General features: G+C 42.1%; 22 protein-coding genes. 21 read left to right on the plus strand and 1 reads right to left on the minus strand.

The window, feature by feature from the left end:
• The first annotated feature begins 66 nt into the window (after positions 1-66).
• From ACFQU8_RS13430 to ACFQU8_RS13475, 10 genes are all read left to right on the plus strand, one after another.
• A complete protein-coding gene (locus ACFQU8_RS13430) occupies positions 67-1,242 on the plus strand; it encodes a D-alanyl-D-alanine carboxypeptidase family protein (protein ID WP_382361233.1) in 1,176 nt (391 codons plus the stop codon).
• A gap of 101 nt (positions 1,243-1,343) precedes the next feature.
• Positions 1,344-1,697, plus strand: a complete 354-nt coding sequence (spoIIAA, locus tag ACFQU8_RS13435; RefSeq protein ID WP_382361236.1) for an anti-sigma F factor antagonist — start codon at positions 1,344-1,346, stop codon at positions 1,695-1,697.
• Positions 1,694-2,131 (plus strand): anti-sigma F factor, encoded by a 438-nt coding sequence (spoIIAB, locus tag ACFQU8_RS13440; protein WP_382361239.1) that lies wholly within the window; start codon positions 1,694-1,696, stop codon positions 2,129-2,131. Before spoIIAA ends, spoIIAB begins: the two co-directional genes overlap by 4 nt.
• A gap of 8 nt (positions 2,132-2,139) precedes the next feature.
• On the plus strand, positions 2,140-2,895 hold the full coding sequence (gene sigF, locus ACFQU8_RS13445; RefSeq protein WP_382361242.1) for an RNA polymerase sporulation sigma factor SigF: 756 nt from the start codon (positions 2,140-2,142) through the stop codon (positions 2,893-2,895).
• Between the two features lie 153 nt (positions 2,896-3,048).
• Positions 3,049-3,654, plus strand: a complete 606-nt coding sequence (locus ACFQU8_RS13450; RefSeq protein WP_382361245.1) for a stage V sporulation protein AA — start codon at positions 3,049-3,051, stop codon at positions 3,652-3,654.
• A complete protein-coding gene (locus ACFQU8_RS13455) occupies positions 3,644-4,072 on the plus strand; it encodes a stage V sporulation protein AB (protein WP_382361248.1) in 429 nt (142 codons plus the stop codon). Before ACFQU8_RS13450 ends, ACFQU8_RS13455 begins: the two co-directional genes overlap by 11 nt.
• Before the next feature lie 58 nt (positions 4,073-4,130).
• Positions 4,131-5,606: a spore germination protein gene (locus ACFQU8_RS13460; protein ID WP_382361251.1), complete on the plus strand. Its 1,476-nt coding sequence runs from the start codon at positions 4,131-4,133 to the stop codon at positions 5,604-5,606.
• 143 nt (positions 5,607-5,749) lie between these two features.
• A complete protein-coding gene (lysA, locus tag ACFQU8_RS13465) occupies positions 5,750-7,054 on the plus strand; it encodes a diaminopimelate decarboxylase (protein ID WP_382361254.1) in 1,305 nt (434 codons plus the stop codon).
• 92 nt (positions 7,055-7,146) lie between these two features.
• Entirely contained in the window at positions 7,147-7,602 is a 456-nt protein-coding gene (locus ACFQU8_RS13470) for a site-2 protease family protein (RefSeq protein WP_382361257.1), read from the plus strand.
• A 317-nt stretch (positions 7,603-7,919) separates the two neighbouring features.
• Positions 7,920-8,300: a GNAT family N-acetyltransferase gene (locus tag ACFQU8_RS13475; protein ID WP_382361260.1), complete on the plus strand. Its 381-nt coding sequence runs from the start codon at positions 7,920-7,922 to the stop codon at positions 8,298-8,300.
• Between the two features lie 67 nt (positions 8,301-8,367).
• On the opposite strand, the gene ACFQU8_RS13480 is transcribed toward ACFQU8_RS13475, so the two are convergent.
• Positions 8,368-8,454: a YjcZ family sporulation protein gene (locus tag ACFQU8_RS13480; protein WP_382361707.1), complete on the minus strand. Its 87-nt coding sequence runs from the start codon at positions 8,452-8,454 to the stop codon at positions 8,368-8,370.
• A gap of 184 nt (positions 8,455-8,638) precedes the next feature.
• Here ACFQU8_RS13480 and ACFQU8_RS13485 point away from each other — a divergent pair, with 184 nt between their 5' ends.
• From ACFQU8_RS13485 to ACFQU8_RS13535, 11 genes are all read left to right on the plus strand, one after another.
• Positions 8,639-9,370: a segregation/condensation protein A gene (locus tag ACFQU8_RS13485; protein WP_382361263.1), complete on the plus strand. Its 732-nt coding sequence runs from the start codon at positions 8,639-8,641 to the stop codon at positions 9,368-9,370.
• A gap of 2 nt (positions 9,371-9,372) precedes the next feature.
• On the plus strand, positions 9,373-9,969 hold the full coding sequence (gene scpB, locus ACFQU8_RS13490; protein WP_382361265.1) for an SMC-Scp complex subunit ScpB: 597 nt from the start codon (positions 9,373-9,375) through the stop codon (positions 9,967-9,969).
• Between the two features lie 126 nt (positions 9,970-10,095).
• Positions 10,096-11,199 (plus strand): D-alanyl-D-alanine carboxypeptidase family protein, encoded by a 1,104-nt coding sequence (locus ACFQU8_RS13495; protein WP_382361268.1) that lies wholly within the window; start codon positions 10,096-10,098, stop codon positions 11,197-11,199.
• Complete coding sequence (locus ACFQU8_RS13500; RefSeq protein ID WP_382361271.1) at positions 11,192-11,776, plus strand: nucleoside recognition domain-containing protein; 585 nt, start codon at positions 11,192-11,194, stop codon at positions 11,774-11,776. The genes ACFQU8_RS13495 and ACFQU8_RS13500 overlap by 8 nt, the downstream gene beginning before the upstream one ends.
• A gap of 2 nt (positions 11,777-11,778) precedes the next feature.
• Entirely contained in the window at positions 11,779-12,309 is a 531-nt protein-coding gene (locus ACFQU8_RS13505) for a spore maturation protein (RefSeq protein ID WP_382361274.1), read from the plus strand.
• Positions 12,310-12,396: 87 nt separating this feature from the next.
• Positions 12,397-13,140 (plus strand): pseudouridine synthase, encoded by a 744-nt coding sequence (locus ACFQU8_RS13510; RefSeq protein WP_382361277.1) that lies wholly within the window; start codon positions 12,397-12,399, stop codon positions 13,138-13,140.
• A gap of 54 nt (positions 13,141-13,194) precedes the next feature.
• Positions 13,195-13,770, plus strand: a complete 576-nt coding sequence (gene resA, locus ACFQU8_RS13515) for a thiol-disulfide oxidoreductase ResA (RefSeq protein WP_382361280.1) — start codon at positions 13,195-13,197, stop codon at positions 13,768-13,770.
• A 26-nt stretch (positions 13,771-13,796) separates the two neighbouring features.
• Positions 13,797-15,434 carry a cytochrome c biogenesis protein ResB gene (gene resB, locus ACFQU8_RS13520; protein WP_382361283.1) on the plus strand — a complete coding sequence of 546 codons (1,638 nt, stop codon included), beginning with the start codon at positions 13,797-13,799 and terminating at the stop codon, positions 15,432-15,434.
• A gap of 29 nt (positions 15,435-15,463) precedes the next feature.
• Positions 15,464-16,660 carry a c-type cytochrome biogenesis protein CcsB gene (gene ccsB / locus ACFQU8_RS13525; protein ID WP_382361286.1) on the plus strand — a complete coding sequence of 399 codons (1,197 nt, stop codon included), beginning with the start codon at positions 15,464-15,466 and terminating at the stop codon, positions 16,658-16,660.
• A 68-nt stretch (positions 16,661-16,728) separates the two neighbouring features.
• Positions 16,729-17,445 carry a response regulator transcription factor gene (locus tag ACFQU8_RS13530; RefSeq protein WP_382361289.1) on the plus strand — a complete coding sequence of 239 codons (717 nt, stop codon included), beginning with the start codon at positions 16,729-16,731 and terminating at the stop codon, positions 17,443-17,445.
• On the plus strand, positions 17,445-19,205 hold the full coding sequence (locus ACFQU8_RS13535) for an ATP-binding protein (RefSeq protein WP_382361292.1): 1,761 nt from the start codon (positions 17,445-17,447) through the stop codon (positions 19,203-19,205). Before ACFQU8_RS13530 ends, ACFQU8_RS13535 begins: the two co-directional genes overlap by 1 nt.
• Positions 19,206-19,364: the final 159 nt, after the last annotated feature.

Here is a 19,364-nt window from a genome sequence, read left to right on the forward strand (position 1 = left end):
TTTTGTTGTATAAGAGCCCGGTTATATGGCAATCCTAGAACTACATTAAGTGTTGGAGGTTAAGCCATGAGGAAATTTGTTTTACTGACTAGCATTATAGGTTCAGTTCTATGCCTGCCGCTGGCTGTTTCAGCAGAGGAAAGTGAACAAGATAACACTGAGGAACAAACAGACCTGGCACCCGACGCCAAGTCAGCTATGATGATTGAGCGTGACACCGGGAAAATATTGTTTGATAAAAATGCGGACGAGCAACTGCCGCCAGCCAGTATGACTAAAATTATGACTCTATTACTTATTATGGAAGCTCTTGATAATGGCGAAATTGATCAGGAGGAAACGATTCAGGTTAGTGAACGTGCAGCATCTATGGGAGGTTCACAAATATTTCTTGAAGCCGGAGAAGAAATGACGGTCGACAATCTGCTTAAAGGTATTGCAATGGCTTCTGGAAATGATGCAAGTGTGGCTTTAGCTGAGCGGATTGCCGGCAGCGAAGACGCTTTTGTTAAACAAATGAACGAAAAGGCTGAAAAGCTGGAGCTGAAAGACACACACTTCGAAAACGCAACTGGACTGCCAGCCGACAATCACTACAGTACGGCTCAAGATATGGCTGTGATGGCGAAAGCGTTATTAAAATATGAATCGGTAACCGATTATACATCGATTTATGAAGATTATTTGCGAAAAGGTGAAGAAAATGAATTCTGGCTGGTCAACACAAACCGGCTGGTTAAATTTTACCCAGATGTTGACGGACTGAAAACGGGCTATACAAACGAGGCTAAGTATTGTTTGACAGCCACAGCTGAAAGAGACGACATGCGAATGATTGCCGTTGTTATGGGAGCGGAAACGACCAAAAAACGAAATGCCAGCATTACCAGCATGCTTGATTATGCCTTTAATCAGTATGAAACAAAAAAATTGTACGAAAAGGGCGATGCTATAACCACGCTCGACTCATTAAAGGCCGAGGATGAGTCGATTGATGTTGTAACCTCTGAATCAGTCAGCACGATCCACCGTAAGGGTGAGGAAGACAAAGACGTATCAGAATCAGTCAGTATCGTATCTGACTGGCGTTTGCCAATTCAAAAAGGTGAAGAGGTTGGCGAATTAGTTATTAAAAATCAGGAGGAAACTTTATCAAAAATACCGCTAATTGCTGATAAAGATGTTCCAAAGGCTTCCTATTTTACACTGCTGAAGAGGACTGTGGAACAAATGGTGAAATAATGGTTTTTTTGCCGAAACTCTTCTTCTTTTGTCAAACAGCAGGAATTGATCATACCTGTGACGAAAGATTATACAGACGGAAATAGGGAGGAGGAACTGGAATGAGTCTGTCTACTGTCTTTGATGTTAAGCAGGATGTCCTTGTTGTGAGGATGTCCGGCGAACTGGATCATCATGAAGCAGAACCATTGCGTAACGAGTGGAAGGACATGATGGATGCTAACGCTGTCAGACATGTCATTTTGAATCTTGAATCGGTAACATTTATGGATAGCTCAGGACTGGGTGTTGTTTTGGGCCGATATAAAGAAGTACTTCAGCTGGGCGGGGAAATGGTTGTTTGTTCCATATCATCACCGGTTCAGCGGTTATTTGATATGTCCGGAATGTTCAAAATCATTCGTCTGGAGGAGAACGAGGAACACGCGTTATCGACTTTGGGGGTGGCTTCATGAAAAATGAAATGAATGTTGAATTCACAAGTATCAGTGAAAATGAATCATTTGCCCGCGTAACTGTAGCTTCGTTTGTGGCGCAGCTGGATCCAACGATGGATGAGCTGACAGAAATTAAAACAGTCGTTTCCGAAGCTGTGACAAATGCGATTATTCACGGCTATAATAATGAACCGGGGCATCTTGTTTCAATAAACTGTGTATTGTATGAAGATGAAGTGGATTTGTTCATAAAAGATGGGGGTACAGGCATCGGTGATGTCGATGAGGCAAGGCAGCCGCTCTACACATCAAAACCTGAATTAGAAAGATCCGGCATGGGCTTTACAATTATTGAAAATTTTATGGATGATCTGGAGATTATATCGTCACCTGAAAACGGCACGACGGTGCATATGATGAAGCATTTATCAAAAAAAACGGTTACTGAATAGAGATGTCTATGGATGTGAATGTTAGACATGATAACCGTCAGGAATCCTTAACGGATGAACAGGTGAGAGCCAACATTCATAAAAGTCAGCAGGGTGATAAACAGGCACGCGATCTGCTGGTGGAAGCGAATGTCAGACTTGTCTGGTCGGTTGTTCAGCGGTTTATTAACCGCGGCTATGACCCTGATGATTTGTTTCAAATTGGCAGTATTGGCCTGATAAAAGCGATTGATAAATTTGATTTATCATATGATGTCAAATTCTCCACATATGCCGTTCCAATGATTATTGGTGAGATCCAGCGATTCATTCGAGATGATGGCAGTGTCAAAGTCAGCCGTTCGTTAAAGGAAACAGGCAATAAAATACGTAAAACACGGGACGAACTGACGAAAAAACTTGGGCGTACGCCAACTGTCCTGGAAATCGCCGATGATCTGAATATAACCTCTGAGGAGGTCGTCCATGCTGAGGAGGCTGTCAAATCGCCACACTCAATTGATGAAACAGTGTACGAAAATGATGGTGCTCCGATCACGCTAATGGATCAAATTGCTGATGATGACGCAGGGTGGTTTAACAAGTTGACACTGCAGGAAGCCATCAGGCGACTGGACGAACGTGAACGATTAATCTTATACTTACGCTACTATAAAGACCGAACACAATCTGAGGTGGCTGACAGACTGGGGATTTCCCAGGTTCAGGTGTCAAGATTGGAAAAGAGAATATTAGACGACATGAAAATCAACATGAACTCGTGAAAAAAGGCTGTCTCCAACACGTTTGGGGCAGCCTTTTTATATGCCTTTGAACATCAGGTTGGAATCGCTGGATAAACCGTCATTTTTAAACATACTTTTGCTTCTAATGACAAACACTAGCTGATACCACATCGTAAAAAGGATGAGCCGCATATGTCAGAGGTTGTCTATTTACGTATGAAAAAAAATATTAGCATTACATCCTTAGGACAAATAACCTTGAAAGAGATTGCGCATATTTCAGCATCTGAACCGCTGCAGCAGGAACTGGAAAGTACACCCATTTACCGTGTTACTAAAAAAGACCGAAACGTGGTGATCGTGGACAGTTTCTTAATTATTGATCATTTAAACAAAACCCGCAGTGATCTCGAATTCCAGCTTGTAGGACCGACACATACGCTTATCCGAGTCCAGAAACAGTTTAAAAAGCCCAGCATTTTGGTGGTGGCGTTTGTCTGGCTTATTCTGTTCATTGGAGCAGCTATGACCATTATGAACTTTCATTATGATGTCAGTATGCAGGAAGTTCAGCAAAAGCTTCATTATCTGCTGACTGGAGAGGTGAATGCATACCCGCTTTGGATGCAGATTCCCTATTCATTAGGAATCGGTGCCGGAATGCTGTTATTTTTCAACCACTGGTTCCAAAAACGCTTTAATGAAGAGCCAAGCCCTCTTGAAGTAGAGATATTCAATTACCAGCAGGAAATGGATCAGTACCTGAGTCATTATGAGAACAAGTTAAATGATAATTAACGTGTTACGTCATCTGCTGGAAATCACGATTGGTTTTGCTTCCGGGATCGCGGTTGGAGGTGGTTTTGTAGCCTTTATAACGCTTTTGGGCATCATACCGCGATTAATCCAGTTAAGTAAGACAGAACATTTAGTTCCCGCCTATATTGTCAGCATCATCTTAGGTTCGCTGTTTGGGATCTATTTGTCGTTCACCGATATGATCTGGCATCAGTCCTTTCTGCTGCTGATTGTATGGGGAGGTTTTCACGGCATATTCAATGGCATGCTGGCAGCTGCTTTAACGGAAGTGCTGAATGTCCTCCCGATTTTATCAAGACGCATACGGATGGAGGATAAATTGTTATGGCTTTTAATGGCCATTGTCTTTGGAAAAGTAGGCGGTTCTTTGTTCCAATGGCTGATTTTTGCAGAATAAGTTTTCGATTATTGCGTGAATATCGATGAATGTCAGAAAAATGGAGAGTAGTTAAATTATGAGTCAAAAGCAAACCAAAAACCCTATATACACAAAGATTGAAAAAAATGAACAATACATGCGTGATAATATTGGTCTGGAAAAGTCGTATGATGTTGAATTCCGGGAAATAATCATTTTAAAACGGAAAGTTCAACTGTATTTTGTTAATGGGCTCTGTGACAGCAGCTCAATACAGCAAATCATGCGCCAGCTTGTTGAAATCAATGATTTTGAAACAAATACGAAAAAAGTACCGGAAATTGTGGAAAATCGCATTATTAATGAGCAGCTGGAGCGGACCAAATCACTCGATGAAACAGTTGACCAGATGTTATCCGGTTTATTGATAGTGTTTGTTGATGGCATTGATTATGCGTTTATTGTAGATGTCCGGAATTATCCAGGACGTCCGCCTAAAGAACCTGACACAGAGCATGTTGTCAGAGGCTCGCGTGACGGTTATACAGAAAATATCATTGAAAACACGGCCTTAACGCGACGCCGTATCCGCGATGCCCGTCTGCGGCAGGAAATACTGAAAGTTGGCGAGCGTTCTAAAACAGATATCTGTTTGAGTTATATTTCTGATATTGCCGACCCCGATCTTGTCAAGGAAGTCAAGGAAAGACTCGCGAAAATTGAAGTTGACGGCCTTTCGATGACGGATAAAACAATAGAAGAGTTTATTATTGATCCTAAATGGAAAGCATACCCGCTAGTCCGTTATACAGAACGTCCAGATGTGGCAGCTACACATGTGATGGAAGGGCATATTCTGATAATTGTTGATACATCACCCAGTGTCATCATTCTGCCGGCAACTTTTTTCCACCATGTTCAGCATGCAGAAGAATACCGTGAGACACCTCTAGTTGGAACGATTATCCGCTGGTCAAGATTCATTGCCATTATGCTGTCCATCTTTCTGCTGCCCTTTTGGCTGTTACTGGCAACAGATCCATCACTGTTACCTAAGGAACTTTCATTCATTGGGCCCAAGGAACAGGGAAATATTCCGATAGCGCTTCAGCTTATAATGGCAGATTTGGGTATTGAGTTTCTCCGAATGGCGGCGATTTACACACCAACACCACTGGCAACGTCGATGGGCCTGATTGCTGCTGTACTGATCGGGCAAATCGCGATTGATGTCGGTATGTTCGGACCGGAAACCATTCTGTATGTATCGATTAGTGCGGTTGGCATCTTTGTGACGCCAAGTTATGAGCTTGGTGTGGCCAATAAAATCGCGAGGTGGTTTTTAATTGCAGCAACAGCTTTATTTGGTTCGATTGGCTTTGTTGCCGGTGTTACGGTTTATATGCTGTATATGATTCAAATAAGAACACTTCGGACACCTTATCTGTGGCCGTTCATTCCGTTTCATGCTGCTGGACTGAAGGCCATTGTCTTCCGCGTTCCGAAACCGTATTCGAACAAACGTCCAGACATCGTTCATCCGCGAAATGATTATCGACAGCCGAAACCTTAATGATGTGCCGCGCTTTTTAATTGAGCGCGGCTTGCTTACATATGCACCCAAAACGGTTTCATGACTTTTTTTTTTGGATTGTGTGTGATAAAGTATTTTACACTTCAGTAAGTTAATTTTTCAGTATTGAATTGGGGGAGAAAATGACAGTGGATCATCCATTTAATATAAACGAATCAGGCCATTTGACTATAGGCGGCATGGATACAATACAACTCTCCCGCAAATATGGAACACCGTTATATGTGTATGATGTAGCGTTAATACGGGAAAATTGCCGTGCGTTTGTTAAGGCCTTTCAGGAGCATGGCGTCAAGGCGCAGGTAGCCTATGCAAGCAAGGCTTTTTCTTCCATCGCCATGCTTCAGGTCATTAAACAGGAAGGCTTAAGTCTTGATGTTGTGTCACAAGGGGAGCTCTATACAGCTCTTCAGGCAGATTTCCCTCCTGACAGAATTCACATGCATGGCAATAATAAAAGTTATGCCGAACTGGCTATGGCCATTGAAGAAGGTATTGGCTGTATCGTTATTGATAATTTTCATGAAATTAATTTAATAACACATCTTCTTGAAGAAAAGGATACGAACATTAATGTTTTAATGCGTGTCACACCAGGTATTGAACCTGATACACATCAGTACATTAAGACTGGCAATGACGATTCTAAATTCGGTTTTAACCTGACAAATGGGCAGGCTGATCAGGCGTTTTTGCAGTTTCAGGAGCAGCCGCGCATGCACTTTTTGGGTCTGCATAGCCATATTGGATCGCAATTATTTGAAACGGACAGTTTTGTCCTGGCATCCCGCGTGCTCTTTGAGAAACTGGCTGCGTGGCAGGAACAGTACAGTGTTGTTCCGGAAGTGCTGAACCTTGGGGGAGGATTCGGCATCCGCTATACAAAACAAGATCAGCCGCTTTCCTACACGGAGCACGTCAGACAGATTATAGGGGCTGTGAAAAAACAGGCAGCTTCTTTCGGTGTTCCTTTACCGGAGATCTGGATTGAGCCAGGTCGGTCTATCGCTGGGAATGCCGGCATCACTTTATATACGGTTGGTTCCATGAAAGACATTCCTGGTGTGCGCCGTTATATTTCAGTGGACGGTGGTATGACAGACAACATACGTCCTGCGCTGTACCAGGCAGAATACGATGCAGTCCTTGCTAATAAGGCAGAACAGCCTCTGGAGGATACGGTTTCAGTTGCCGGGAAGTGCTGTGAGTCAGGTGATATGCTGATTTGGAACTTACCTGTCCCCGCAGTTGATCATCTTGATACGTTAGCTGTTTTTTCAACCGGAGCATATGGTTATGCGATGGCAAGCCATTACAATCGTTTTCCCAATCCGGCAGCCGTTTTTGTGGAAAATGGCCAAGATCAGCTTGTGATAAGACGTGAGACCTATCACGATATGGTCAAAAATGACGTTTCCTACGAGTAATGGATTGTTTTCTATGAAAAGGTCAGCTAAAATGGTAAAAGAAGAAGGGGAAGAATGACAATGCAGAAAAAAGACAGACTAATGCACGCTGTATGACCATCCAGTTGTTAATCTATCTTATTTTCATTGCTGCTCCAGTTGGAAACATCCTTCATGAACTGGGGCATGCGGCGGCAGCAAGATTATTTAGTGCTGATCGTATCACCTTATCAATTGGCACAGGTCATCTGCTGTATCATATGAAGCTGAAGCACATGGCCGTTTTTATTCATCTTATGTTCTTTTTGGGCGGTATGGCAGCCAGTGAAAGACAAACGCCCTATCGGAAGCATGAGCAGATTATAATGGCTGCTTTCGGACCAGTGACAAGTGCTTTAACTGCTGTTTTGTGCTCTGTCGTTTTACCTTTTTATCCAAACCGCTATCTGCTGTTGTTTTTGTTATTTAACGCATGGGTAGCGCTTGTTAATCTGATTCCCTTCCGATTTAATGGAAAACAATCGGATGGTTATACAATCTTTAATGTGATAAGGGAAAAATACGGTTAAGTTTGCAAAGGATGAATGTTTTTGAAACAGCGTAAAAAAAATTTGCTGTTATTGTTTATACTGCTGGGTATTGGCTTCATTTGGGCTTTTGTTTACTGGTTTGTATTCGTTTTATAGAGCAGGGTAAAACAATGCTCATAACATTAATCGATTCACTGTTTAAAAAGCGGGGAAGACTTCCGAAGGGTTACGTTTCATATCGAAGGCCTGTTAATACATTCTGACAGCAAACGATACAGGACAGGCTATTTTCAGGGTATCTTAAAACTTGGTTTGCTGGTGCCATATGGAAGTTATGATTTTAATGAGGGATAAGTATGTTAATTCGTTATAAGAAAAATTATGAAAAGATTGCAATGGGATTATTATCTTTTATGCCCGAGGGAAAAGACGTTAAAAAATTACAGCAAACCATAAAAGAATATGAAACCAACCCGAATTGGTATCTCTTCTTATGGAAAGAGGAGGATGTGCTTGGTGCGATAGGTGTTCGTGTTGAGAATGATCTTAATGCCGTTGTTCAGCACGTATCAGTCAACCCTTCACACCGCAATTCAGGAATCGGCCAGAAAATGGTGAAAGAAATTGAAACGATGTTTGACAATAACTACGCTGTTTGTGCTGATGAGTTAACAAAGTCATTTCTTAATAAATGTATAGATGAAAACGAACTGCAGCAGCATGACGATAAACAATAAGCAAAAGCCATCTCCACATAAACCTGGAGATGGCTTTTGCATGATGAGCCGGTTGGCTTTAGTCAATTTAGAACCAAGCTGCACCGACAATGATAAGAAGAATGAACAATACGACAATCATTGAAAAGTTGCCGCCGCCATAGCCATTAGCCATAATCTTATTCCTCCTTTTTGCTTAACGGATAAATGTTTTTTTGATAACATTTATCGTACATTAATAACTTATGCTGGCATTCCTGTGGTGTGTGGGCATTTATATCAAGTCAGCTGTCACCCTGCCATTTTTTTAATCCAATCCTTAACGAAACCGCATTTTGAGATAGAAGAGGGGAACTGCAGTGAACCAGTCTTATCAAGTAAAAATCGATGCATTTGAAGGTCCTCTTGATCTATTACTGCATTTAATAAATCAGTATGAAATTGATATATACGATATTCCAGTTTCGCAAATAACGGAACAATATATGCATTATATTCACACAATGCAACGTCTTGAGCTGAACGTTGCCAGTGAATACCTGGTTATGGCTGCTACTTTGCTTGCTTTAAAGAGCGAGATGCTGCTGCCGAGTCAGGAAATGACAGAGGAAGATGATGCGTATATGGAAGACCCGCGTGAGGAACTGATGCAGCGTCTAATTGAATACCGCAGATATAAAAATGCGGCCAAACAATTGCAGACTAAAGAGGCTGAGCCGAATCAGCTCTTCACCAGATCGCCTGTATTATCTGAACAGGCTGAATCCAGACCGCCTTCAAGAGGGGATACGTCCATTTATGATATGCTTCACGCGTTGGAAAAAATGTTTGCACGCAAGCAATGGGATGAGCCGCTGGAAACAACCGTGAAAAGCGAAGAAATTCCGATAGGCCAGCGAATGAATGACGTGCTCAGTCTTGTGAAACAATCCCGTAACGGTCTTGTCTTTGATCAATTGTTTGACTATCCGGCCCGCTCACATATTGTAGCTACGTTTATAGCGCTTTTAGAACTTATGAAAAATAATCAGGTCACCTGTACACAAGAAACCCATCTTGATGACCTGTACGTTTTTTATGTGGGGGAATAATCGTGGAAACCAATGAATTAAAAGCTATAGCTGAAGGATTGCTATTTGCGAGCGGAGACGATGGTGTCACGACAAAGCAATTGGCGCAGGTACTTAATATTCAGGAACAATCAGTTAACGATCTGCTGAGGCTGTTACAGAACGATTTTGATCAGCCAGATCGGGGTATGCTGCTGATTCAGTCACATGACGTTTTTCATTTGACGACGAAACCCGGGCACAGCTCGTATTTACAGAAGCTTTTGGACACACCGCAAACAACCAGAATGTCGCAGGCAGCATTGGAAACACTGGCGATTATTGCTTATAAGCAGCCCATTACCCGAACTGAGATTGAAGATATACGCGGCGTTAAAAGTGACCGCCCTGTGCAAACTCTGATGACGCGGGAACTCATTGATGAAGCGGGCAGAAAGGAGAGTCCCGGTCGTCCGGTATTATTCATCACAACAAAAGAATTTCTTACTTATTTTGGTTTAACGTCTCTGGAAGAATTGCCGCCTCTGCCGGACGATATCAGCACAGAAGAGTCAGAACAGGAAGCTGATTTATTTTTTGAACAGTTTTCAGAGCATAAAAATCAGCACAACCATACTTGAACCATATAGATAATTATTGACTCCCTGCATGGCCATGCAGGGAGTTTATAGTGATAAAGTCATATCATCTCATGCGATCTGCATAAACTGTAAGGACAAATTCAGCGTTTTGCAGGAGGATCGGATATGCGTTATACAGCCGTAATACTTGTTTTTCTTCTCACAAGTCTTTTTTTAAGCCCGGCTCATGGACAGGCAAAGCCAGATGTATCAGCTAATAATGCCATATTAATGGAACAATCCACAGGGAGAGTGCTATTCGAAAAACAAGCCGATCAGGAACAGTCGATTGCCAGCATCACAAAAATTATGACGGCCATCGTTGCGATTGAATCCGGGAAACTGGATGAAACGGTAACCATCAGCCATCGCGCTGTTAATGCGACGGGATCTTCCATTTATCTGGAAGAAGATGAGAAAATGAAACTGAATGATCTTATTTATGGATTATTGCTTCGCTCCGGCAATGATGCAGCCGTTGCTATAAGTGAGCATATTGGCGGAAGTATGGAGGGATTTGTCCGTTTGATGAACCAGAAAGCGGCGTGGCTGGGCATGACGCATACATCATTTGCAAACCCGCACGGTCTAGACGCAGAAGGGCATTATTCCACAGCCCGCGACATGGCCCTTCTAATGCGTTATGCCATGGACAATGACATTTTCAGACAAGTAACTGAAACAACCAAGTATAAATCGAATGACCGGGCTTATGCCTGGCAAAACAAACATAAATTGCTGACTGGCAAGTATGATGATGCGAATGGGGGCAAAACCGGCTTCACCAGAACGGCCGGACGGACGCTGGTCAGTTCAGCTAAACGAGACGATATGGAATTGATTGCTGTAACGCTGGATGATCCTGATGACTGGCGTGATCACATTAATCTGTTTAACTGGGGATTTTCACAATACACGATGACACCGGTTGATCAAAAAGGTTCCAGCATTTATCAGATAGCAGAAACCGGTGACCAGGTTAACGGCTATCTGCACCAGGATGTTACATTACCGCTTAATGACAAGGAGCAAGGCCAGATTGAAAGTCAATCGTTTGTCATGCCTAAAGATACACAAACAACAGAAGATGTTATTGGAAAGACCATTTACTTTGTTGATGCTGTGCCGATTCAAGAGGTGTCTATCCATGACGAGCGGCATAAAGCTGGTATTCTGGAGGGAATCGTAACACTTTATCAGAAACTGACAGGATTTGATCCGCATGGTTAATATCATATGGGTATTGATGGCGGGTATAGGCATTATTTACGCGATGATCAATGGAACAATGGACGAGGTTAATGAAGCATTATTCGAGAGTGCAGATGAAGCCGTCACCCTGTCGATTGGCCTGATCAGTATTCTTGTATTTTGGCTAGGGATTATGAAAATAGCTGAAGAGGCAGGGATACTCGCCTTTCTCGATAAGCTATTCCGGCCCGTTATTCTTAGGATTTTCCCTGATATTCCAAAGGGTCATCCCGCAATCGGTTATATATTATCCAATATAACGGCTAATATCTTTGGCTTGGGAAATGCCGCAACGCCAATGGGGATAAAAGCCATGGAACAAATGAAGGAATTAAGCGGATCGGATACCGCTTCACGATCTATGATCACGTTTTTAGCTTTGAACACGTCAAGTTTAACAGTTATTCCGACGACAATCATCTCTATACGGATGCAATATGATTCCGTTTCACCAACAGAAATTGTTGGCACCACCATTATCGCAACGTGTATCTCCTCAGTCAGTGCGTTAATCATCGATCGCATTTTTTATTACAGAAGTCTCAGGAGGAAATGACGATGGCGATTATCACAACCATCAGCAGCTGGCTGATTCCCAGTTTTATTCTAATTGTTTTGTTTGTTGCGGTTTGGAAACGTGTGCCGGCGTATGAGAAATTTGTCGAAGGAGGCAAAGAGGGTGTCCAGATGGCATTTTCTTTACTTCCTTTTTTAGTCGGTATGATTGTAGCCATTTCAATATTACGAAGTTCCGGTGCATTGGACGCTTTAATCGAACTGATCTCGCCTTTTCTGTTGTTTATCGGCATTCCCCCGGAGATTATACCACTGGCAATGGTCAGACCCATTTCCGGAACTGCGGCACTAGGTATGACCACCGAACTAATCGGAACGCATGGACCCGATTCATTTATCGGCAGACTTGCATCAACTATGCAGGGCAGCACAGATACAACACTGTATGTTCTCACCATTTATTTTGGAGCTGTTGGCATCCGTAAAATGCGTTATGCCTTGAAAGTTGGACTATTAGCTGATCTTGTTGGTATAATTGCTTCAGTTATTGTGGTAACATTACTATTTGGTTGAACTGTTAGCGAAGCGTTAACATGTGTTACACAGTTAACGCCATTTTTTTGACTGTTTAATCCAGTATTAGGGAATACAGGTGATATGATGACAAACTCATGGGAACGATTGCAAAAGGTGATTGCTCAAAGCGGTGTTACATCCCGCAGAAAAGCGGAGAAACTGATAACTGATGGAAAAGTCCGGGTCAATCATAAACGCGTTACCGAACTGGGAACCAAGGTTCACTCAAAAGATGACATTGAAGTGAATGGGATACAGCTGGAGAAAGAAGAGCCGGTGTATTACATGCTTTATAAACCAAAAGGCGTTATCTCAAGTTTACGTGATGACAAAGGGCGAAAGGTGGTAACTGATTATTTAGGAAACGTGCCGGAGCGTATTTACCCTATTGGCAGACTTGATTATGACACATCCGGTATACTTTTGTTGACAAATGACGGCAAATTCGCTAATCTTCTGATGCATCCAAGTTATGGAATTGATAAAGTCTATGTTGCCAAAATTGATGGTATTCCGGATAAGCGTGAATTGAACAAGCTGCGTAAAGGAGTTGACTCAGGGGGGGACCGGTTAAAAGTGGTCAGGTATGAAATCCTGAAAACAGACAGACGTAAGAATACGATGATTATTCAATTAACCTTGCATGAGGGCAAAAACCGGCATATAAGACGGATGATGGAGGCACTTGGCTACGCAGTCAGCAAACTTAAACGGGAAAAATATGGCCTGTTAACCCTGGAGCATATGAAGCCGGGAGATTGCCGCTCGCTCACGCCGCATGAAATTAAAAAAATGCGCTTATTGGCAAATGATGAAAATGTCAAATAACAGACAAATTCATTCGTCCGAAATCATGGTATAATCGCAGAGAGGTGAAATAATATGGCAGAGTCACCGGCACGCAATACTAAAAAACATAAAAAAAGGAATCGCCTTATTTTTCGGACGGTTGTATTGATTTTGTTGCTGATTGCTGTTATATATGCACTAATATCGAATCTTAGTGAAGATGAAACGGATGTTGATGTTGGCAAACAGGCACCTGATTTCAAACTTGACCAAATAAATGCCAATAATGAGCGTGAAACGGTGCAGCTGAGTGATCTGAGAGGCAAAGGTGTCATGCTGAATTTCTGGGGCACTTGGTGCAAACCATGCGAAAAAGAAATGCCTTATATGGAGTCACTGTATCCGGAGTATAAGAATAAAGGCATTGAAATTGTGGCTGTCAATCTGGATGCTACAAAATTTGTCGTGCATAAGTTCATTGATAAACACGATTTAACATTTCCAGTTCCCTACGACGATGATGAGGAAGTAATGAATGCTTATAATGTTGAACCGCTTCCAACCACATTCTTTATTAATCCTCAGGGAGAAATTGAAGAAGTTGTCGAAGGGGGACTGACACTGGATAAAATCGAAGGGCATCTGAAAAATATTGAGCCTGATCAGTAAGAATGAAGCAATTGTGAGGGATATGAATGAACGAAATAAAATGTGAATGCGGTCATGTTAATCCCGAAGGAACAGTTCTTTGTGAAGCGTGCGGTAAACCCGTACAGGAAAATCAGCATATTGACGGCAATGATCAGCGAAAGCTGCTTAATATGCGGTATGAGGGGAGTGCGCGCCGCTCCAGAACATATAATAAAACCATTGTTGATAAGATATGGAATTTTTTCTCGTCTGTCAAAGTGGCGGTCTGGTTAATTGTTATTGCTCTCATTGCTTCAGGTGTTGGGACGATTTTCCCCCAGGAACAGTACATACCAGCCGATGCACCTTCCCAGGATCCGTCGATTTTTTATGAAGCCGAGTATGGTATACTGGGCAAGATTTTCTATCAGCTTGGTTTCCATAATTTATACGGTTCATGGTGGTACTTATTAATCATTGCAGCAATAGGGGTTTCTCTTGTCATCTGCAGTATTGATCGCTTTGCTCCGTTGCACAAAGCACTGAAAACTCAAAGACCAAAGCGACACACGCAATTTTTGAAGCGTCAGCGTTTATACAGTGAGACAGGGCATGTAACAGATGAGGAAAAGGACAAACTAGTCACAGGTCTGAAAAAGCGGCGCTATAAAGTATATGAGGAAAATGGTCATATTCTGGCAGAAAAAGGACGCTTCTCCCGCTGGGGGCCTTATGTTAATCATATTGGTCTTATTATTATTATGATCGCGGCACTGTTGCGTATGACCCCATTTATGTATCTTGATGAGTACGTCTGGGTTCGGGAAGGCGAACAAACAGTTATTCCCGGTACAAATGAGGAATTCTATATTAAGAATGAGAATTTTAAGGTGGAAACGTATGACGAAGATGATGAACGTTTTAAGGAGGCCATTGACAAGCAAGGGGGAATGGTGGAAGAAAACTACCAGACCGATGCTGTTATCTATAAAAAATCCGGTGAAAACGTAGCGGGTGAAGACCCAGATCTTGAAAAGGTAAACGAAGGCGATATACGTATGAATCAGCCGATGAAGTTTGACAAATATACATTATATCAATCAGGCTTTCAGAAAAATGAGTTTCAGAGTATGACTTTCAAGGTACATGAAACCGATGACCCTGATGAAAAATCACTCGGATCGTTCACGGTTGATATGACAGATCCGAAAAATACATATCAGCTGGATAACGGGCTCAGTGTAGCTGTCAGTCAATATTATCCTGACTATAAAATGGACGATGGCGAGCCTACATCCAAGACTAACTACCCTAGAAATCCAGCCTTCGTATTTACAGTTGATCCACCTGGTAATCAAGAAGAGGAAATGAGTTTTGTTGGTATAGGCAGAAACGTTGATGCCACAGGAGAAAATGATTATAAATTAGGTATCCAGAATTTTAATACACGTTTTGCCAGCGGCTTGAGTGTAAAATACGATTATACAATTCCATTTTTTATCATAGGCGCTCTTATTTTCATGATTGGTGTCAGCCAGGGTATGTACTGGCAGCATCGCCGGATTTGGCTGCGTCCTGAAGGAGAGGGCATTATGGTGGCCGGTCATACGAACAAAAATTGGTTCGGTTTGAAAAAAGATATTGAATCGATTATTGAAGATACCAATGTAAATATGGTTGACGACCAGCAGGAACTGGAATAACCTAACCGTCCCGTCAAAGGAGGATATAAATGGGTTCATACATTGAAGTCAGCAGTACGATGCTGTATACAGCGTTCATCATTTATCTGATAGCTACTTTTTTCTTTGGTGCAACCATCAGGCAAAAGAATAAGCAGACCGGACGTGAATTCAGTGGAAAAATTGGCATTACACTGACGATCATCGGTTTTCTTGCCCAAATCGTTTATTTTATTACAAGATGGCTGGCCAGCGGACATGCGCCTGTCAGCAATATGTTTGAATTTGTTACTTTTTTTGGTATGTGTCTGGTGTTCGCGTTTATTGTTATATACTTTATTTACAGGGTGAATGTATTAGGCCTGTTCGCCTTGCCAATTGCTTTAATACTGATAGCATTTGCAAGTATGTTTCCAACTGAAATTTCACCATTAATACCATCTCTGCAAAGCCACTGGCTCTATATTCATGTTACGACAGTAGCATTGGCACAGGCGATTTTAGCCGTGAGTTTTGTTGCAGCTCTCATTTATCTGATCAGACAAATTGATCAAACAGTCCGGAGCAAACGAACAACATGGCTGGAAATTATTTTATTTGGCTTGTTTGTCTTTATCGGCTTCAGCGTCATCTCGACAGCCTTTAATCTGTCAGGCTACAGTGCAGAATTTGAGTATTCATCACAGGCACAGGGACAGACAGTCACAACTGACTATCATCTGCCGCCGATTGCAGGCCCGAATGAAGGAGAACTGCTGACTGGTGATCGTATGGAACCCGTGTTCGACGCACCTGGATGGATGCAAGGCGTTGAAGCAGCAAGGAAATTAAATACAATTATCTGGTCTGTTCTGACGGGACTGGTATTATACGGCATTGTACGATTGATTTTACGCAAACGAATCGGCGCCGCTATTCAGCCTTTCCTGAAAAAAGTTAAACCTGATTTGCTTGACGAAATTTCTTATCGTGCTGTTGCTATCGGATTCCCTGTTTTTACACTGGGCGGTATTATATTTGCTGCTATTTGGGCACAGATCGCCTGGGACCGTTTTTGGGGCTGGGATCCTAAAGAAGTCTGGGCATTAGTGACATGGTTCTTTTATGCCGCATTTTTGCATTTGCGTTTATCAAGAGGCTGGCACGGCGAAAAATCTGCCTGGCTCGCAACCGTTGGGTTTGTGGTCATCCTGTTTAATCTACTTGCAGTTAACCTCGTATTAGCAGGGCTCCACTCCTATGCCTGATCGTGAAAGTTTTACGGAATCCGCGATAAAAAAAGGCGTGTAAAACTTTTGAAAAGGGAGGCGTCAAAATGGATGAAAATCCAAAAATCTTAATTGCTGATGATGAAGACCGGATACGCCGGCTTGTTAAAATGTATCTGGAAAAAGAAGATTTTGTGACTGAAGAAGCAGAAGATGGCAAGCAGACACTCGAACTTGCGCTAAATACAGATTATGATGTTATTTTACTGGATCTGATGATGCCGGAAATTGACGGAATTGATGTAGCAAAAGAACTGCGCAAGAAAAAAAATACACCAATTATCATGCTTACAGCAAAAGGTGAAGAATCCAATCGGGTTCGGGGATTTGAGGTAGGTGCGGATGATTATATCGTTAAACCTTTCAGCCCAAGAGAAGTGGTGTTGCGTGTTAAAGCTGTATTGCGTCGTGTCACAGCCCATAATTATGAGGAAGCTGAAAAGCCCACGAAGAACCTGCTTGTATTCCCGCATCTGACGATTGATTACGATGCTCATGAAGTGACGGCTGATGGCACTGAAGTAAGCCTGACACCAAAAGAATATGAATTGCTCTGTTTTTTGGCTGAAGAACCTGATAAAGTGTTCAGTCGGGAAATTTTACTAAAAGAAGTGTGGGAGTATGAATTCTTTGGTGATTTGCGGACGGTTGATACACATGTCAAACGCTTGCGTGAAAAATTAAAGTACGTATCCACGCTTGCGGCCGATATGATTGTAACTGTGTGGGGTGTCGGATATAAATTTGAGGTGGCTGATGCTTAATGTTTTGGCGCAGTGTTGTCGGTAAGCTAGCAATAACTATTTTATTGCTAGTTTCTTTTGTATTATTTATTTTAACGATTCTTTTATTGGAATTCTTTGAATCTTTTCATGTCAGTGAAGCTGAAAATGAAATGATGCAGTCAGCAGGTAAAATGGCCCGGATGATTGAACAATCTGAGGATAGGGGCTTTTCTTTGAAAAATGCGACTCTCATGAAAGATTCGACAAGCCGGATCGTCATTATGAATCGTGATAAAGGGGAGGAGACCCTGGACAGTACTGATGCTATCTTAAATGAGGCTGACACCGACTGGCTGAGAAATGATGAAGAACTGAAGAAAGTATTAAGTCAAACTAAAAGTATTCAAAAAGAGACCGTCCTGCCGAATAGTGGTACTGAAGCAATGGTTGTTGGGACGCCAATTGGACAGGATAGAGCTCTCTATATTTATAAGTCCTTGAAAACCGTTAACAAAACAAAAGCGGAAACGACGAAACTCATTTTTCTGGCAGCAGGTATTGGGATTATTTTAACAATCGTATTTGCTTTCTTCCTGTCGACCCGAATCACAAAACCTTTGATTAAAATGCGGGAAGCTGCGTTAGATTTAACGCGAGGTGAATTTAATACTAAAGTTCCCGTTTTGACACATGATGAGATCGGCGAGCTGGCAATGGCTTTTAATCGAATGGGCAGACAGCTGCATTTTCATATTAATGCGTTAAGGCAGGAAAAGGAACAAATTTCGAGCATTGTCAATTCCATGGCAGATGCCGTTATTACACTAAATCGTAATGGTAATATGCTGTTAACAAATCCGCCGGCACAGCAGTTCATTCAAAATCTAAATTATGAACAGGAAATCAAGTCTTCTGATGAGAATCCGATCACACCCGAGCCACTGAATGAAACATTGAGCAGTGTTATTCAGGATGAAAAAGAAGTTATTCGGGAAATCAATACGCAAGGCCGTACATGGGTAATGATCATGACCCCTTTATATGATCATACAACGATACGCGGAGCTGTAGCAGTTATCCGGGATATGACGGAAGAGAGACAGATGGATAAAATGCGCCAGGATTTTATTGCAAATGTTTCCCACGAATTGCGGACACCAATCTCGATGCTGCAGGGATACAGCGAGGCGATTGTCGATGATGTGGCAGAGACAACAGAAGAAAAGAATGAATTGGCCCAGATCATCCAGGAAGAGTCACTGAGGATGGGCAGACTCGTTAATGAATTGCTCGATCTTGCCCGTATGGAAGCAGGAAGTAACCAGCTGAATAAGGAACAAATTGATACCGATGCCTTTATTGAACGTATTTTAAAGAAATTCAAAGGCCTGGCAGATGACAATCATGTTGAATTAATTGCCGAAAAGCATTTGAGCGTTACTGCCGTCATTATCGATGCTGATCGGATCGAACAAGTTCTTACAAATTTAATTGATAACGCCATCCGGCATACCAAAGATAACGGCTATGTCAAAGTGTCAATTGAAGGGACTGAAACTGTGCTGAATATCGCTATAGAAGATAACGGAAGTGGCATACCTGAAGAAGATATACCGTTTGTATTTGATCGGTTCTATAAGGCTGATAAATCACGAGCGCGAAATAGCGAAAAGAAAGGGACTGGTCTGGGGCTGGCAATAGCTAAAAATATTGTTGAGGCCCATGGCGGAACCATTGATGTAAAAAGTAAACGTGGTGAAGGGACAACATTTGAAATCAATCTGCCGCTGCAGACGTGACAGTTATGACTGTGTATCTGTTTCCCTTGGAAATAACATAATGCTGATGTTCTTGGGTATTTGCTGTGCACGATTAATTGAAAGGTTACAGCGTTTCAATCTGTCAGTGACATGTTATGATGAAAGTAGCTTAATTTTTTTGATTGCTGTCAGTAAAGG

The organism is Lentibacillus kimchii, assembly GCF_042666895.1.
Lineage (GTDB): Bacteria > Bacillota > Bacilli > Bacillales > Amphibacillaceae > Lentibacillus > Lentibacillus kimchii.

Coding starts and splice junctions, on each gene's coding strand:
- ACFQU8_RS13430 (WP_382361233.1), top strand. CDS start 67: ATGAGGAAATTTGTTTTACTGACTAGCATTATAGGTTCAGTTCTATGC.
- spoIIAA (WP_382361236.1), top strand. CDS start 1,344: ATGAGTCTGTCTACTGTCTTTGATGTTAAGCAGGATGTCCTTGTTGTG.
- spoIIAB (WP_382361239.1), top strand. CDS start 1,694: ATGAAAAATGAAATGAATGTTGAATTCACAAGTATCAGTGAAAATGAA.
- sigF (WP_382361242.1), top strand. CDS start 2,140: ATGGATGTGAATGTTAGACATGATAACCGTCAGGAATCCTTAACGGAT.
- ACFQU8_RS13450 (WP_382361245.1), top strand. CDS start 3,049: ATGTCAGAGGTTGTCTATTTACGTATGAAAAAAAATATTAGCATTACA.
- ACFQU8_RS13455 (WP_382361248.1), top strand. CDS start 3,644: ATGATAATTAACGTGTTACGTCATCTGCTGGAAATCACGATTGGTTTT.
- ACFQU8_RS13460 (WP_382361251.1), top strand. CDS start 4,131: ATGAGTCAAAAGCAAACCAAAAACCCTATATACACAAAGATTGAAAAA.
- lysA (WP_382361254.1), top strand. CDS start 5,750: ATGACAGTGGATCATCCATTTAATATAAACGAATCAGGCCATTTGACT.
- ACFQU8_RS13470 (WP_382361257.1), top strand. CDS start 7,147: ATGACCATCCAGTTGTTAATCTATCTTATTTTCATTGCTGCTCCAGTT.
- ACFQU8_RS13475 (WP_382361260.1), top strand. CDS start 7,920: ATGTTAATTCGTTATAAGAAAAATTATGAAAAGATTGCAATGGGATTA.
- ACFQU8_RS13480 (WP_382361707.1), bottom strand. CDS start 8,454: ATGGCTAATGGCTATGGCGGCGGCAACTTTTCAATGATTGTCGTATTG.
- ACFQU8_RS13495 (WP_382361268.1), top strand. CDS start 10,096: ATGCGTTATACAGCCGTAATACTTGTTTTTCTTCTCACAAGTCTTTTT.
- ACFQU8_RS13500 (WP_382361271.1), top strand. CDS start 11,192: ATGGTTAATATCATATGGGTATTGATGGCGGGTATAGGCATTATTTAC.
- ACFQU8_RS13505 (WP_382361274.1), top strand. CDS start 11,779: ATGGCGATTATCACAACCATCAGCAGCTGGCTGATTCCCAGTTTTATT.
- ACFQU8_RS13510 (WP_382361277.1), top strand. CDS start 12,397: ATGACAAACTCATGGGAACGATTGCAAAAGGTGATTGCTCAAAGCGGT.
- resA (WP_382361280.1), top strand. CDS start 13,195: ATGGCAGAGTCACCGGCACGCAATACTAAAAAACATAAAAAAAGGAAT.
- resB (WP_382361283.1), top strand. CDS start 13,797: ATGAACGAAATAAAATGTGAATGCGGTCATGTTAATCCCGAAGGAACA.
- ccsB (WP_382361286.1), top strand. CDS start 15,464: ATGGGTTCATACATTGAAGTCAGCAGTACGATGCTGTATACAGCGTTC.
- ACFQU8_RS13530 (WP_382361289.1), top strand. CDS start 16,729: ATGGATGAAAATCCAAAAATCTTAATTGCTGATGATGAAGACCGGATA.
- ACFQU8_RS13535 (WP_382361292.1), top strand. CDS start 17,445: ATGTTTTGGCGCAGTGTTGTCGGTAAGCTAGCAATAACTATTTTATTG.